Raw genomic sequence first — 15,149 nt, 5'->3', positions numbered from 1 at the left:
CGCTCTCTAGCCTTCCGCGCGCCGCCCGTCATCTCCCCCGGCCTGCGCATCGGTTCCGCGCCGTCGCGACGGTTGCCGCGCGCAGGCGCTTCGGGCATCGTGCGCGGCCGAACCGGAGCCCCCCATGCCCGAGCACGATCCTCTGGAAGCCGGCGATCATGTCGTCCTGATCGACGGCTCCGCCTATATCTTCCGCGCCTACCACGCCCTGCCCCCGCTCACCCGCACCTCGGACAAGCTGCCCGTCGGGGCGGTGGCGGGCTTCTGCAACATGCTGTGGAAGCTGGTGCGCGCGCAGGGCTTCTCCCCGGCGCCGACCCACCTCGCGGTGGTGTTCGACAAGTCCGAGCAGACCTTCCGGAAGGAGATCTACCCGCTCTACAAGGCGCAGCGCCCCGACCTGCCGGAGGACCTCGTCCCGCAGTTCCCGCTGATCCGCGAGGCGACGCGGGCGTTCGACCTTGCCTGCGTCGAGCAGGACGGCTTCGAGGCCGACGACCTGATGGCGACCTATGCCGAGCAGGCCAAGGCCAAGGGCGCGCTGGTCACCATCATCTCCTCCGACAAGGACCTGATGCAGCTCGTCGACGAGCGGGTGCGCATGTACGACCCGATGAAGGACCGGGCGATCGGTGCCGAGGAGGTGTTCGAGAAGTTCGGCGTCGCGCCGGAAAAGGTGGTCGACGTGCAGTCGCTCGCCGGCGATTCGGTGGACAACGTGCCCGGCGTGCCCGGCATCGGCGTGAAGACCGCGGCCCAGCTCCTCGCCGAATATGGCGACCTCGACACGCTCCTCGCGCGCGCGGGCGAGATCAAGCAGACCAAGCGGCGCGAGAACCTGATCGAGTTCGCCGACCAGGCCCGCCTGTCGCGCGAGCTGGTGACGCTGAAGCGCGACGTCGCGCTCGACGTGCCGCTCGACGACATCGCCGTGGTGGAGCCCGAGGGCAGGCGGCTCATCGCCTTCCTGAAGGCGATGGAGTTCAGCACCCTCACGCGCCGCGTCGCCGACGCCTACGAGATCGACGCCGGCGCCGTCGACCCGGACCCGGAACTCAAGACCGGTGGCAGCGAGAGCGGCCAGCTCATGGCCGGGCTCGACCCGGAGACCGGCACTTCCGCCGTGCCGGGCGACGTCGAGGCGACCCCGACCGCCGAGCGTGCGCTCACGCCGGCGGCGCTCTCCGCCGCGCGCATCGCCGAGGCGACCGCGACCCCGGTCGACCGCTCGGCCTATGAGACGGTGACGACGCTGGAGCGGCTGCGCCAATGGGTGGCGCGCGGCTACGAGGTCGGCACGGTCGCGGTCGACACCGAGACCACCGGCCTCGACCCGATGCAGGCCGAGATCGTCGGCTTCTCGCTCGCCACCGCGCCGAACGAGGCCTGCTACGTCCCGCTCGCCCATAAGGGTGGCGACGAGGGGCTGTTCAGCGAGGGGCTGCTGCCGGACCAGATCCCGCTCGAGGAGGCGATATCGGCGCTGAAGCCGCTGATGGAGGATCCGGGCGTCCTGAAGATCGGCCAGAACCTCAAATATGACTGGCTGATCTTCAAGCGGCTCGGCATCGAGCTCGCCCCCTATGACGACACGATGCTGATCTCCTACGTGCTCGACGCCGGCGCCTCGCCGCACGGCATGGACCCGCTCTCCATGCGCTGGCTCGGCCATACGCCGATCAAGTACGAGGAGGTGTGCGGCAAGGGGAAGGGGCAGATCTGCTTCGACCGGGCGGCGATCGACCGCGCGACCGACTACGCCGCCGAGGATGCCGACGTCACGTTCCGGCTCTGGCGCGTGCTGAAACCCCGCCTCGTCGCCGAGGGCAAGACCGGCGTCTACGAGACGCTGGAGCGCCCGCTCGTCACCGTGCTCGCCCGCATGGAGGCGCGCGGCATCATGATCGACCGGCAGATGCTCTCACGCCTGTCCGGCGAGTTCGCGCAGGGCATGGGACGGCTGGAAGCGGAGATTTCCGGCATGGCGGGGGAGACCTTCAACCCCGGCTCGCCCAAGCAACTCGGCGACATCTTGTTCGGCAAGATGCAGATCCCCGGCGGCCGCAAGACCCCGACGGGGGCCTGGTCCACTGGCGCCGACGTGCTGGAGGAGCTGGCCGAGGCGGGCCACGAGCTGCCGCGCCGCATCCTCGACTGGCGCCAGCTCCAGAAGCTGAAATCGACCTATGCCGACGCGCTGCCGACCTACGTCAATCCCGAGACCGGGCGCGTGCACACCTCCTTCGCGCTGGCGGCAACGACGACCGGCCGGCTCTCCTCCTCCGAGCCGAATTTGCAGAACATTCCGGTGCGCACGGAGGAGGGCCGCAAGATCCGCCGCGCCTTCATCGCCGAGCGCGGGCACAAGCTGATCTCGGCCGACTATTCGCAGATCGAGCTGCGGCTGCTGGCCGAGATCGCCGATACGCCCTCGCTGCGCCAGGCGTTCCAGGACGGGCTCGACATCCACGCCATGACGGCGTCGGAGATGTTCGGCGTGCCGGTCGAGGGCATGCCCGGCGAGGTGCGCCGGCGCGCCAAGGCGATCAATTTCGGCATCATCTACGGCATTTCGGCCTTCGGCCTCGCCAACCAGCTCTCGATCCCGCGCGAGGAGGCGGGCGCCTACATCAAGCGCTATTTCGAGCGCTTCCCCGGCATCCGTGCCTATATGGACGAGACCCGCGCCTTCGCCCGCGAGCACGGCTATGTGGAAACGCTGTTCGGCCGGCGCTGCCACTACCCGGACATCGCCGCCAAGAATCCCTCGATCCGCGCCTTCAACGAGCGCGCCGCGATCAATGCGCGGCTGCAGGGCTCGGCGGCGGACATCATCCGCCGCGCCATGACGCGCATGGAAGCGGCGCTCGCCAAGGCCGGCCTGTCAGCGCGCATGCTGCTGCAGGTGCATGACGAGCTGATCTTCGAGGTGCCGGACGAGGAGATCGAGGCGACAATCCCGGTGGTGACGCGGGTGATGGAGCATGCGCCCATGCCTGCCGTCGCGCTCAAGGTACCGCTGAAGGTCGACGCCCGCGCGGCGCTGAACTGGGAAGAGGCGCACTGAGAGGGTCGAAGTGAGGGGTCGGCCTCTCCCTCCGGGGGAGAGGCCGGAACAGCCGCTCAGCTGGCGAGCTCGACCGGGATGTTGCCGCGCGTGGCTTTGGAATAGGGGCAGACCTGGTGGGCCGCCTCGAGCACTTCCTTGGTCTGCTCGGGCGTAAGCGCCGGCGCCTTCAGCGACAGCTTGGCGGCGAGGCTGAAGCCGTCGTCGCCCTTCACCAGCGAGACCGCCACGGTCACGGCGGCGCCGGTGACGTCGAGCTTCTTCTGGTGGCCGACGAGCTCCACGGCGGAACCGAAGCAGGCGGCATAGCCGGTCGCGAACAGGTGCTCGGGCGTGGTCTTGCCGGCTTCGAGCGCGCCGTTCTTCGGCATGCCGAGATCGACCGAGACCGAGCCGTCGCTGGTCTGGGAATGGCCGTTGCGCCCGCCGACGCAGGTGGCGGTACCGGTGAAGAGGACGGTGGACATGGGCTGTCTCCTGCTGTTGGGACCTTCAATGTGAGGGTCGCCCGCAAAAATGGTGCGACAGGGCGACCAAACAATGTCTTGCACGATATATTTTGCCGATCCGCATGGAATAGGGTTGAGGTCGTCGGCATGTTCCCTCTTTGTTTCAGTTTGGCCTTGCCCGGACCTGTCGCAGGGCTTACCTCTAGGCATCGCCGGTGCCCGCTTGCGGGCACGCCCATCCGTTCGACCACAGCGCCCATGGAATCCGTCCGATGCCCATCGCGGTCCTGAGGGAACGCGCGCTCGCCCGCGTCGCGGGAGCCGATGCCGCCCATTTCCTCGACAATCTGATCACCGCCCGCACCCCGGTCGAACCGGGCGCGGCGCGCTATGGTGCGCTGCTGACGCCGCAGGGCAAGATCGTCGCCGACATGATCGTCGTGGCGACCGAAGGCGGCTTCCGCCTCGACGTGCCGCGCCTCGCGCTGGCTGACCTCCTGAAGCGGCTCCAGCTCTACCGTCTGCGGGCCAAGGTCGAGATCGGCGCCCTCGACGATCTCGTGGTCGCCGTGGCCTGGGGCGGATCGGAGCCGCTGGTCGACGCCTTCGCCTATGACGACCCGCGCCTTGCCGCGCTGGGGCGGCGCTTCCTCCTGCCGGCGGCCGAGGCGGCGAACATAGAGATGGTGCCGGAGGCCGAGTGGCAGGCGCACCGCATCGCGCTCGGCGTGCCGGAGGGCGGCACTGACTTCCTTTATGGCGACGCCTTCCCGCACGAGGCGGACATGGACCAGCTCGGCGGCATCGACTTCGACAAGGGCTGCTATGTCGGCCAGGAGATCGTCAGCCGCATGCAGCATCGCGGCACCGCGCGCACCCGCATCATCCCCTTCGCCCTGTGCGGCCCGGCGCCGGCGGAGGGCACGCCCATCCTCGCCGGCGGCAAGACCATCGGCCGCCTCGGCTCGGGCGTCGACGGGCGCGCGCTCGGCCTGGTGCGCCTCGATCGGCTCGAGGATGCGCGCGCCGGCGGCCAGGTGGTGGAGGCGGATGGCGCCGCGCTGGTGGCCGAGCGGCCGCAATGGGCGCATTTCGCCGTTCCGGGAACGGAGAGCGCGGCGTGAGCGAGCTTCTGCATGCAGACGGCGTCACCCGCTGCTCGTGGTGCGGCTCCGACCCGCTCTACGTCGCCTATCACGACAATGAATGGGGCGTGGCCGAATATGACGACCGCGCGCTGTTCGAGAAGCTGATCCTCGACGGATTCCAGGCCGGCCTCGCCTGGATCACCATCCTGCGCAAGCGGGAAGGGTTCCGGAGCGCCTTCGACGGCTTCCAGCCGGAGATCATCGCCCGGTACACGCCCGAAAGGATCGAGGCGCTGATGGCCGACCCCGGCATCGTGCGCAACCGCTCCAAGATCGTCTCGACCGTGCGCTCGGCGCAGGCATGGCTCGACATCATGGAGAAGGGGCCGGGCTTCTCGAAGCTGCTGTGGGAGATCAACGGGCCGGTGCTCGACAATCGCCGCGCGCCGGGCGACGCGCCGATCATCACCTCGCCGGTCGCGGCCGCCATGTCGAAGGAGCTGAAGCAGCGCGGCTTCAACTTCGTCGGCCCGACCATCGTCTACGCCTTCATGCAGGCGGTCGGCATGGTGGATGACCACGTCGTCTCCTGCCATCGCCACGGCAAGGGCGGGGCCGGCAAGGGAGCTTCCGGCAAGGTAACGCTTGGCGCGCCGGCCGCGGGCGACCCGGTGCCGGGCGAGCGTGCGTGAGGCGCCGTCGATGACCGCTCCCGTCACCGCCGTCGGCACCGGCACCGCCCCTGCCAAGTCGCTGCGAAAAAAGCCTGCCCGCGTCTGGCAGCGCATGCTCTCGGGACGCCGGCTCGACCTGATCGACCCGTCGCCGCTCGACATCGAGATCGAGGACATCGCCCACGGCCTCGCCCGAGTCGCGCGCTGGAACGGGCAGACCCACGGGCCGCACATCTTCTCCGTCGCGCAGCATTCCGTGCTGGTGGAGGTGATCGCCCGCCGTCAGGCCGGCGCGCGCGGGGGGGAACTCGATCGCCGCTGGAAGCTCGCCATGCTGCTGCACGACGCGCCCGAATATGTGGTTGGCGATATGATCAGCCCGTTCAAGGCCGTGCTCGGCGGCAATTACCGCGAGGTCGAAGAGCGCCTGCTCGCGGCGGTGAGCCTGCGCTTCGGCCTTCCCGCGCACTGGCCGGCGGCCCTGGTGAAGCTGGTCAAGTCGGCCGACCGGGCCAGCGCCTTCCTGGAGGCGACGCGCCTCGCCGGCTTCGATCTCGCCGAGGCGAAGAGCTTCTTCGGCCAGCCCTTCCCGCTCGACGCGGCCGAGGAGCGCAGCTATCTGGCGCCCTGGAGCGCGGACGAGGCCGCAGCCCGGTTCCTCGCCCGCTTCGCCGAGCTTGCCGAGGAGGGCGGCGCATCCGCGCCCCGGCCAGCCCCGGCCCGCGCCGGCCGATGACCTGGAGGTCCCGATGATTTACGTCTGTCCGCTCTCGCGCCTCGAGGAGACGGTGACGCGCACCGGCGCCGGCCATGTGCTGAGCGTGATCAATACCGGCACGCCGGTCGCGCTGCCGGCCTGCGTCGCGCCCGGCAACCATCTGTTCGTCGGCTTCAACGACATCACCGCGCCGCAGGACGGGCTGATCCATCCCGCCGCCGAGCATGTCGAGGCCATCCTCAACTTCACCCGCCGCTGGCCGCGCCGGGCGCCGCTGGTGGTGCACTGCTTTGCCGGCATCAGCCGCTCGACCGCCTCGGCCTATATCGCCGCCTGCGCGCTCAACCCCGGGCGCGACGAGGCGGGCATCGCCCGCGCGCTGCGGCTCGCCTCGCCCATCGCCACGCCGAACGCGCTGCTGGTCGCGCTCGCCGACGAGGCACTGGGGCGAAAGGGGCGCATGGTCGAAGCCATCGCCGCCATCGGCCGGGGCGAGGAGGCGATGGAGAACGTGCCCTTCGAGCTGGCGCTCGACTGACCAAGCGGGGTCAGCTCACCGCCGCTCCGGTCGCCGGCAGCACCACGACCTTGGTATCGACGGGCACACGGCCGTAGAGGTCGATGATGTCCTGGTTGATGAAGCGGATGCAGCCCGACGACACCATGGTGCCGATGGTCCACGGCTCCACCGTACCGTGCAGGCGGTACAGCGTGTCGCGCCCGTCCTTGTAGATGTAGAGCGCGCGCGGTCCGAGCGGGTTGCCTTCGCCGCCCGGCATGCCGCTGGCATAGGGGCCATAGCGGTCCGGCTCGCGGCGGATCATGTCGGGCGTCGGCGTCCAGTGCGGCCATTTGGCCTTGCGGGCGATGGTGCCGGCGCCGCGGAAGTTGAAGCCTTCCTGCTTGCCGACGCCCACGCCGTAGCGCAGCGCCCGCCCGTTGGCCAGGACCAGATAGGCGAACCGCTCATTGGGGTCGACCACGATCGTGCCCGGCTGCTCGCGGGTGCTGTAGGCCACTTCCTGGCGCAGGAAGCGCGGGTCGATCTGCGAGATGTCGACCGCCGGCACGGGGAACGGCTCGTCGTTGATCGCCGCATACATCTTCACATATTGCGGGTCGAGCGTGGGCGGCAGCGCGCTGAGGCGCGGATTGCTGGTGCCGGTGGTGGTACAGCCGGCGAGCGCGACGGGCGCGGCGAGCAGAAACAGGCGGCGATCGATCATGGGGAGGAAAACTCGCGGGTGGAAAGGCATGCCCTTTCCTATAAGCGCTCCCGGTTAATTCGGTCTCCCGTCCGGTTCACGGTGGCGTTATGCGCGCAAGAGAGTGCGAAGCTGTGGCCCGAACGCCCCAGATCGGCCTCCCGGCGAACGCCATCCATCAATATTCATGATCGTGATCCGCAATAATATTCGCTTTTCGAGCCGCGGATTGCCGCCCTATTGCTAGCTTGCGGCAGGTGCTCTCGTTCCGTCACATGGCCGCCAACCGCAGGCGGCGCGACCGGCAAGACATGCGCCGCCGACTGGATCCGGAGTCCGACATGAGCGCCGCAGCCCGTCCCTCCCTCGCCGCGCGCGCCCCGCTCCTGGTCGTGCTGTGCGGATGCCTGATCGCGATGGTGACCTTCGGCCCGCGCGCCTCCTCGGGCCTCTTCCTGCTGCCCATGACGAGCACCTATGGCTGGGGGCGCGACACGTTCGGGCTCGCCATCGCCATCCAGAACCTGGTCTGGGGCCTCGGCACGCCCTTCGCCGGCGCCATCGCCGACAGGTTCGGGGTGATGCGGGTGCTGTGGGTCGGTGCGCTGTTCTATGCGGTGGGGCTGATCCTCATGGCCTATTCCTCCACCCCGCTGCTGCTGCACCTGTCGGCCGGCGCGCTGGTCGGCTTCGGCCTTTCGGGCTCCTCCTTCAACATCGTGCTCGCCGCCTTTGGCAAGATGCTGCCCGAGCGCTGGCGCCCGCTCGCCTTCGGCGCCGGGACGGCGGCCGGCTCCTTCGGCCAGTTCCTGTTCCCCCCGCTCGCGGCCGGGCTGAACGCCAGCGTCGGCTGGCACGAGACGCTGATCGTGTTCGGCTTCGTCATGCTGCTGGTGATCCCGTTCTCGCTGGCGCTGGCGAACTCGCCTGCGGCCTCGAAGACCGCGAACCTGCCGCAGCAGTCGATCGCGGCGGCGCTCGGCGAGGCGTTCGGCCACCGCTCCTATGTGCTTCTGATACTCGGCTTCTTCACCTGCGGCTTCCAGCTCGCCTTCGTCACCACGCATCTGCCGGCCTATCTCATCGACCGCGGGCTCTCGATCAGCGTCGGCGGCTGGACGCTGGCGGTCATCGGGCTCGCTAACATGGTCGGCTCGCTGGCGTCGGGCTGGCTCTCGTCGCGCATGCCGCGGCGCTATCTTCTGGCCGGCATCTATTTCGCGCGCGGGCTGGCCATCATGGCCTTCGTGCTGCTGCCGGCCTCGCCCGTGACCTCGATCGGCTTCGGCGTGGTGATGGGCCTGCTCTGGCTGTCGACCGTGCCGCCGACCTCGGGTCTGGTCATGCTGATGTTCGGCACGCGCTACCTCGCCATGCTCTATGGCTTCGCCTTCTTCAGCCATCAGGTGGGTGGCTTCCTCGGCGTCTGGCTTGGCGGCGTGCTGTACGAGGCGCTCGGCTCCTACGACCTCGTCTGGTGGCTCTCGGTCGCGCTGAGTTTCGCCTCGGCGGTCATCAACCTGCCGATCGTCGAGCGGCCGGTGGAGCGCGGGCTGAAGCCGGCCTGAAGCGAGAGCGCGTTTGCGCGGCGTTAACTCTCCTCCTTCACCTTAGGTGCCGTGGTGCCGAAAGCGTTGCGCCGGGGCCACAGGCTGGCGGCAGGATGGCCGTCCGACGGCCTTCCGGGTGCCGTCCGGCCTTGACAAGAGCCGGCCCTGACGGGGCATCGTAGCCCCCTATCCGACCGATGGACCTTTGCGATGCGCCTTGCGACCGCTCTTCTGGCTGCTGCATGTGTGTCCGGCGCCGCCGCCGCGCCGGGCGCGCTCGCCGATCCGCTGTCGGCGCAGGACGCCCAGCGCTTCGTGATGGGCCGGACCTTCTCCTACACCTGCTATGAGGGCACGGTGGGCTCCGGGCGGGTCCTGAAGGACGGCTCCGTTGCCGGCACCATCCAGATGCGCGGCCATGGCACGGCGCGCTATGTGACGCTGCCCGCCGGCACCATTCTGGTGAAGGGGGAGGCGGTCTGCGCCAAGCTCGGCGGGCTGGCCTTCCAGCCCTGCTTCGAGCTGGAAAAGACCGGCGCCACCAGCTTCCGCGGCAATCTCGCCGGCGCGAGCCGGCTGTGGTGCGAGTTCAAGCGCGGCGGCAGCGGGCGGGCCCGCCTCGCCGAGCGCGGCACCGACACGACGCGCACCGCCCGCGCCGACCAGGTTTCCGACCAGCGCTGACATCCGGCCGCGGCGAGAGGCGCGTGGCGTCGTGCGCCGGCGGCTGCGCATGCGCGGGACGAAACTAATATCGACGAAGAGCTGAATTGCGCCGACGCAATACCGTAACGGTAATTGCGGCTATGGCCGTGCATGAGTGAATGCGGCCTACTCGGGGTCAGAGGGCATCGCCGCCCTGAACCCGTTGGAGGCTGACATGATCGACGTGAATACCGCGCCCTATGGCGTCTTCCTGCTGCGCCTGTCGCTCGGCGCGATGTGGATGTCCCACGCGCTGCTGAAGCTCTTCGTCTTCACCGTTCCCGGCTTTGCCGGCTATCTGGGAAGCGTCGGCTTTCCCTCGGCGCTCGCCTGGCCGATCGTCCTCGCCGAGCTGACCGGCGGCATCCTCATCATCGCCGGCGTCTATGCGCGCCACGTCGCGCTTCTGCTCATCCCGCTCATGGCCGGCGCGATGAGCGTGCACATCCCCAATGGCTGGGTGTTCTCCAGCGCCAATGGCGGCTGGGAATATCCCGCCTTCCTGATCGCAACGTCGTTCGTGCTGTGGCTGGTCGGCGACGGCGCCTTCGCGCTGCGCTCGCGCCCGCTTCTGTTCGTCGGGCGCCCGGTCGCGGCCTGAAGCCTACGACCGGGTGGAACGGGGTGGGGCGGCTCAGCCGCCCCCGCCCTGCTTCTCGCTCGAGGGCGCCGGCGGTTCGGCCGCGGCCTTCTTCGCCGGCGTCGTCGAGGTGTCGATGCTGGTCTTGTGGATCTCGTTGCCGGGACCGTCCTTGGCCTTTTCCGCCGCGTCGAGGCCGAGCGCAATCTTGAGGTCGATCTGCTTGAGCTCGTCGGGATCGGGCTTCAGGTCGCGGGCATGGTTCCACTTGAACCGCGCCTCCAGCTTGCGCCCGACCTTCCAGTAGGCGTCGCCGAGATGGTCGTTGATCACCGCCTCGCTCGGCTTCAGCTCGACCGCCCGCTCCAGCTCGCGCACCGCGTCGTCATAGCGCCCGAGCCGGTAATAGGCCCAGCCGAGGCTGTCGATGAAGAAGCCGTCGTCGGGACGCAGCGAGACCGCCTTGCGGATCATGTCCAGCCCCTCGTCGAGGTGGACGCCCTGGTCGACCCAGCTATAGCCGAGATAATTCAGCACATGGGGCTGGTCGGGCTTGAGCTCGAGCGCCTTCTTCAGGTCCGCTTCGGACTTGTCCCACTCCTTGGTGCGCTCATAGGCGGTGCCGCGGAAGTAGTAGAGCATCCAGTTGTTGCCGGTCGGCGCCTGGAGCTGGTTGATCGCCTTGGTGTAGATCTTGGCCGCCTCGGCGAAGTCCTCGTTCGCCCGCAGCACGTCGCCCAGCGCCATCAGCGCGCGCTGGTCCTTCGGGTTCTTCGTGGCCACGGCCTCCAGCGTCTTGCGGGCGTCCTTGTGGTCGCCTTCGGCATCAAGGTTGAGGCCGAGCTGGATCTGGGCGCTGGTGTAGAAGGGCGAGTCGGCCGGCACGCTGCGATAGAGCGCGATGGCGTCGTCGTTGCGCTTCATCGATTCGAACAGGTCGGCGAGGGTGATCTCGATCAGCGGATGCGAGGGATCGAGCCAATGGCCGAGCTGGAGGTAGATCAGGGCGAGGTCCTCGCCGCCCTGCCGGCCGAGCGCGGCGCCGAGCCCGTACAGCACCTCGGCCGCGCCGGCCTGCGGCGTCGTCACCAGCGCCGGAAGGGTCTTGCCGGCCTCGAGCTGGTCGATCTCGCGCGTCACCAGCGGGTCGTTCGGCGAGAGCTTGTCGAAGTCCTCATAGGTGTCGATGGCGAGCTGCTTCTTGCCCGAGCGCGAGGCCCAGCGGCCATAGGCATCGACCACGCGCAGCGTATGCGGGTCGATCTTCAGCGCGTCCTCGAGCCGCTTGCCGGCGTCGCGCTTGCGTCCGGCCGCCTCGAGGATGAGGCCGGCGTGGAAATCCTGGAAGCCGGAATACCATTCCGGGCCCTTCAGCGCGTCGATCGCGGCGACGCCGGTGCGCGGGTTGCCGGAGCCGAACTGGGTCCAGGCGGTGAGCAGCGTCGAGTTGAGCTCGGCGATCGCGCCCTGCCCGGAGCGGCGCAGATTGCTGCGCGCGGTGATGTACTTCTTGTCCTTGATCGCCTTCACGCCGAGGACGAGACGCGCGAGCCCGTGCTCGGGGTCCATGCGCACGAGGCGGCGGGCCATCTCGGTGGCCTCGTCCATCGAGCCTTCGGCGAGCAGGGCCAGGAAGGCGCGCTCGACCACCTCGCCATTGTTCGGGAACACCTGCACCAGCGCGCGGTAATAGGCGGCGGCGGCAGGCGTGTCGTGCTCGGCGGTGGCGAGGCGGGCGGCGAGATAGTTGCCGGCCGGCGAGGTGCGCGCGATCTCATCGGGCGGCGGCGCGTCGGCAAAGGCCGCAGGCGCGGTGCCGAGCGCGGTGAGCATGGCGAGAATGGCCGCACCCGGCCGCAGCGACAAACGTCGGAACGTCAAGTTGGAAACCTCCAGCGGCACCCAGACGGACCACGGCCCCGTGGCTCGCGGCTTTGGATCCCGCCGGCAGATTGGGCCTTTTTGCCGGCCCTCGCAACAAAGAGGGACGGCTGACCGACTCAAACCGCAGCGGGCCGAGTCGGCACGGTTTCATATGCGTCGGCCAAGAATAAGGCCGAGAAGCGCCGCCCCCGCGGCAATCGCAATCACGGTCGAGCTCGACGGATTGGCGGGCGCGACCGGGGGCACCGTCTGTCCTGGCGGAGGCGGACCAAGCCCGGTCGGCGCGACGCCTGGCGCCGGCTGGGGCGGCATCATGCCACCGATCGCGCCGCCGAGCGCCCCATGGAGGGCATTGCCGGCCGGACGCGCGCGGCGCCGGGTGCGGATATAGACGACCAGCAGCAGCACGAGCGCGAGGAACAGGCAGATGCCCGCCAGGATCAGCGCCGCCCCCGCCGGACCGAACCGATCGGCCAGCAGCACGAAGGCGGCGATGAGGAAAGCGAGAATCGCCCCGGCCAGGAAAAGGGCGGCGAACAGCAGCAGAAACGCCGTCGTCGCGGCCCGCTGGGCCGTACGGCGAATCTCGATCCGGGCGAGGCTCAGCAGGAAGCGGAGCATCAGCGTCCCCGGGTGAGAAGGCCGAGAACGAAGCCGATTCCGAGCGCGGCGCTCACCGCTCCGAGAGGGTTGCGCTCGATGGCGGCGCCGAGCTCGCCCCCGGCCGCCTTGGCACGCAGCCGCGCCTCGTCGAGTGCGGCCGCGCCTTCATCCATGAGGCCCGCGGCCGTCGCTTCCGCGCGCGCCTTGCCTTCGCGCAGCCGGCCGGTCACGGCTTCGGCGGCGGCTTCGCCTTCCGCCTTGACGAAGGTGGTCAGCGTATCGGCGAGGCGCGCGACATCGGCGCGCAGCACGGCGAGATCGGCGGACAGCTTGGCGAAATCTTCCTGGGGATTCGGGTCGGCCATGGGTCGGTCTCCTGTGCGTTTCCTCGGCCGCGGCCGCCTGGCCGCGCGTTGAGCGAGCCCTCGACAACGCCGCGTTCGTCGCTGCGGTTCCCCATCATATGCGGTAGTCAGATGCGCTGGAACTCGTAATAGCCCGGTACCCGGCCGGCCCGCATCGCCTTCGCCTCGTAGCGCGTGCCGGGCCACCCCGCCCAGGGCCGGCGCCAGTCGTCGGCGCGCCGCGCGGTCCAGACGAACCGCTCGTCCGCGAGCAGGTGCCGCAGCGTCCAGCCGGCATAGTCCTCGACGTCGGTGGCGAAGCGGAAGTGCCCGCCCGGCGCCAGGAGGCGGGCGATGCGGTCGATGTTGTCGGGCTGCACGAAGCGGCGCTTCCAGTGGCGGCGCTTCGGCCAAGGGTCGGGATAGAGCAGGTCGACGCGTTCGAGCGAGCCGGTCGGCAGGCGGTCGAGCAGCGGCACCACGTCGTCGCCATGCAGACGGACGTTGCCGAGTTCCGCCTCGGCGAGGGCCGAGGTGAGCTTGGCGAGGCCGTTTAGGAAGGCTTCCGCGCCGATATAGCCGATGTCGGGGTGGTTCCGGGCCTCGGACAGCAGGTGCTCGCCGCCGCCGAAGCCGATCTCGAGCCGCACCGCCCGCACCGGCTGACCGAACAGCGCGGCAAGCGGGCCGCCTGGTGACGGTGTGCCGGGGCTCGCGGGAGCCGGCAACGCGGCGAGGTCGATGGCGAGGTGCGGCAGGGCGCGGGCGAGGCGGTCGGCCTGCCCCGCGCGCAGCGGCTTGCCCTTGCGCCGCCCGAAGAAGGCGGCCTCGCGCGGCGCGGCATTCGCGGACGATTCGCGGCCGGGTGTGCCGCGGGTAGACGTGTCGTGGTCGTTGTCGGCGGAATCGATCATCGGATGCGCAATGAAAAGGGGCGGACGCTGCCGTCCGCCCCTGCTTATCCTCGACTGACCGGATCGGCGCAATGGCGTCCGGGTCAGGCCACCGCCGCCTTGATGGCGTCGGCGAGATCGGTGCGCTCCCAGGAGAAGCCGCCATCGTCCTCCGGCCGGCGGCCGAAATGGCCGTAGGCGGAGGTGCGGGCATAGATCGGCTTGTTGAGGCCGAGATGCTCGCGAATGCCGCGCGGACGCAGGTTCATCACCTCGCGCAGCACCTTCTCGAGCTTGGCCTCCTCGACCTCGCCGGTGCCGTGCAGGTCGACATAGACTGCGAGCGGATCGGACACGCCGATGGCATAGGCGAGCTGGATGGTGCAGCGCTCGGCGAGATTCGCCGCCACCACGTTCTTGGCGAGGTAGCGCGCGGCATAGGCTGCGGAACGGTCGACCTTGGTCGGGTCCTTGCCGGAGAAGGCGCCGCCGCCATGGGGGGCCGCGCCGCCATAGGTGTCGACGATGATCTTGCGGCCGGTGAGGCCGCAGTCGCCGTCCGGCCCGCCGATCACGAACTTGCCGGTGGGATTGACGTGCCAGATCGTGCCTTCCGTGATCCAGCCCGCGGGCAGGGTCTCGCGGATATAGGGCTCGACGATATTCTGGACGTCGTGGGAGGAGAGGTCGGCGTCGAGGTGCTGGGTGGAGAGCACGATCTGCGTGACCTCCGCCGGCTTGCCGTCCTCGTAGCGCACCGTGACCTGGCTCTTGGCGTCCGGGCCGAGCACCGTGCTCTCGCCCGAATGGCGGGCCTCGGCGAGGCGCTTAAGGATCTTGTGCGCGTAGTAGATCGGCGCGGGCATCAGCTCGGGCGTCTCGCGGCAGGCATAGCCGAACATGATGCCCTGGTCGCCGGCGCCTTCATCCTTGTTGTTGGCGGAATCGACGCCGGCCGCGATGTCCACCGACTGCGCATGCAGGTGCACGTCGATGTCGGCGGTCTCCCAGTGGAAGCCGTCCTGCTCGTAGCCGATATCCTTGATCGCCAGCCGCGCGATGTGGGTGATGAAGTCCTTCGTCAGCTCGGCGGGGCCGCGGGTCTCGCCGGCGATGACGACCCGGTTGGTCGTGGCGAGGGTTTCGCAGGCGACACGCAGATGGCTGGGGTCCCAGCCATATTCCGGGCCGGTCCTGAAGAACGCGTCGACGACCTCGTCGGAGATGCGGTCGCAGACCTTGTCCGGATGGCCTTCGGAAACGGATTCGCTAGTAAAGAGATATGCTTGGCGAGACACGCGCGGCTCCTCGATTGTCGCCCGGCGCACCAAGGGGCACCCGGCGCGCGCATTTTTGGCGGCACCGGCTGCTCAGGTCAAGAATATAGGA

General features: G+C 69.3%; 15 protein-coding genes. 8 read left to right on the top strand and 7 right to left on the bottom strand.

All coding sequences use genetic code 11. From position 1 onward, the window contains the following. Positions 1–124: 124 nt before the first annotated feature. Entirely contained in the window at positions 125–3,067 is a 2,943-nt protein-coding gene (polA, locus tag NVS89_RS07760; protein ID WP_258732029.1) for a DNA polymerase I, read from the top strand. Between the two features lie 56 nt (positions 3,068–3,123). Here polA and NVS89_RS07755 read toward each other — a convergent pair whose 3' ends face one another. Next, complete coding sequence (locus tag NVS89_RS07755) at positions 3,124–3,534, bottom strand: Ohr family peroxiredoxin (RefSeq protein ID WP_258732028.1); 411 nt, start codon at positions 3,532–3,534, stop codon at positions 3,124–3,126. Between the two features lie 254 nt (positions 3,535–3,788). On the opposite strand from NVS89_RS07755, the gene ygfZ reads away from it, so the two are divergent. Genes ygfZ through NVS89_RS07735 form a run of 4 tightly spaced genes read left to right on the top strand, consistent with a single transcriptional unit; the run spans position 3,789 to position 6,534 of the window. Then, positions 3,789–4,640 (top strand): CAF17-like 4Fe-4S cluster assembly/insertion protein YgfZ, encoded by an 852-nt coding sequence (gene ygfZ, locus NVS89_RS07750; RefSeq protein ID WP_258732027.1) that lies wholly within the window; start codon positions 3,789–3,791, stop codon positions 4,638–4,640. Then, positions 4,637–5,296, top strand: coding sequence for a DNA-3-methyladenine glycosylase I (locus NVS89_RS07745; RefSeq protein ID WP_258732026.1), 660 nt, complete (start codon positions 4,637–4,639; stop codon positions 5,294–5,296). The genes ygfZ and NVS89_RS07745 overlap by 4 nt, the downstream gene beginning before the upstream one ends. Positions 5,297–5,306: 10 nt before the next feature. After that, on the top strand, positions 5,307–6,014 hold the full coding sequence (locus NVS89_RS07740) for a YfbR-like 5'-deoxynucleotidase (RefSeq protein WP_374114538.1): 708 nt from the start codon (positions 5,307–5,309) through the stop codon (positions 6,012–6,014). Between the two features lie 13 nt (positions 6,015–6,027). After that, positions 6,028–6,534 (top strand): tyrosine phosphatase family protein, encoded by a 507-nt coding sequence (locus NVS89_RS07735; protein ID WP_258732024.1) that lies wholly within the window; start codon positions 6,028–6,030, stop codon positions 6,532–6,534. A gap of 10 nt (positions 6,535–6,544) precedes the next feature. Here NVS89_RS07735 and NVS89_RS07730 read toward each other — a convergent pair whose 3' ends face one another. After that, positions 6,545–7,222, bottom strand: coding sequence for a L,D-transpeptidase (locus tag NVS89_RS07730; protein ID WP_258732023.1), 678 nt, complete (start codon positions 7,220–7,222; stop codon positions 6,545–6,547). A 320-nt stretch (positions 7,223–7,542) separates the two neighbouring features. Here NVS89_RS07730 and NVS89_RS07725 point away from each other — a divergent pair, with 320 nt between their 5' ends. The 3 genes from NVS89_RS07725 to NVS89_RS07715 all read left to right on the top strand — a co-directional run bounded on the left by NVS89_RS07725 (position 7,543) and on the right by NVS89_RS07715 (position 10,057). Continuing rightward, positions 7,543–8,769 (top strand): MFS transporter, encoded by a 1,227-nt coding sequence (locus NVS89_RS07725; protein WP_258732022.1) that lies wholly within the window; start codon positions 7,543–7,545, stop codon positions 8,767–8,769. Positions 8,770–8,961: 192 nt separating this feature from the next. Next, complete coding sequence (locus NVS89_RS07720; RefSeq protein ID WP_258732021.1) at positions 8,962–9,435, top strand: hypothetical protein; 474 nt, start codon at positions 8,962–8,964, stop codon at positions 9,433–9,435. Positions 9,436–9,631: 196 nt separating this feature from the next. Next, the gene (locus NVS89_RS07715) at positions 9,632–10,057 is read left to right on the top strand and encodes a DoxX family protein (protein WP_258732020.1); all 426 of its coding nucleotides are present in this window, start codon (positions 9,632–9,634) and stop codon (positions 10,055–10,057) included. Positions 10,058–10,090: 33 nt separating this feature from the next. Here the strand turns inward: NVS89_RS07715 and NVS89_RS07710 are convergent, their stop codons facing one another. The 5 genes from NVS89_RS07710 to metK all read right to left on the bottom strand — a co-directional run bounded on the left by NVS89_RS07710 (position 10,091) and on the right by metK (position 15,058). Next, the gene (locus NVS89_RS07710; protein WP_374114547.1) at positions 10,091–11,869 is read right to left on the bottom strand and encodes a tetratricopeptide repeat protein; all 1,779 of its coding nucleotides are present in this window, start codon (positions 11,867–11,869) and stop codon (positions 10,091–10,093) included. 198 nt (positions 11,870–12,067) lie between these two features. Then, positions 12,068–12,541: a phage holin family protein gene (locus NVS89_RS07705; protein ID WP_258732018.1), complete on the bottom strand. Its 474-nt coding sequence runs from the start codon at positions 12,539–12,541 to the stop codon at positions 12,068–12,070. Continuing rightward, a complete protein-coding gene (locus NVS89_RS07700) occupies positions 12,541–12,888 on the bottom strand; it encodes a hypothetical protein (RefSeq protein ID WP_258732017.1) in 348 nt (115 codons plus the stop codon). Before NVS89_RS07700 ends, NVS89_RS07705 begins: the two co-directional genes overlap by 1 nt. A gap of 107 nt (positions 12,889–12,995) precedes the next feature. Then, positions 12,996–13,781 carry a tRNA (guanine(46)-N(7))-methyltransferase TrmB gene (trmB, locus tag NVS89_RS07695; protein WP_258732016.1) on the bottom strand — a complete coding sequence of 262 codons (786 nt, stop codon included), beginning with the start codon at positions 13,779–13,781 and terminating at the stop codon, positions 12,996–12,998. Between the two features lie 83 nt (positions 13,782–13,864). After that, positions 13,865–15,058, bottom strand: a complete 1,194-nt coding sequence (gene metK, locus NVS89_RS07690) for a methionine adenosyltransferase (protein ID WP_258732015.1) — start codon at positions 15,056–15,058, stop codon at positions 13,865–13,867. Positions 15,059–15,149 lie beyond the last annotated feature (91 nt).

It is taken from the genome of Ancylobacter mangrovi (assembly GCF_024752355.1).
GTDB classification, from domain to species: Bacteria; Pseudomonadota; Alphaproteobacteria; order Rhizobiales; family Xanthobacteraceae; genus Ancylobacter; species Ancylobacter mangrovi.
This window is presented reverse-complemented; position numbering and strand designations above follow the sequence as displayed.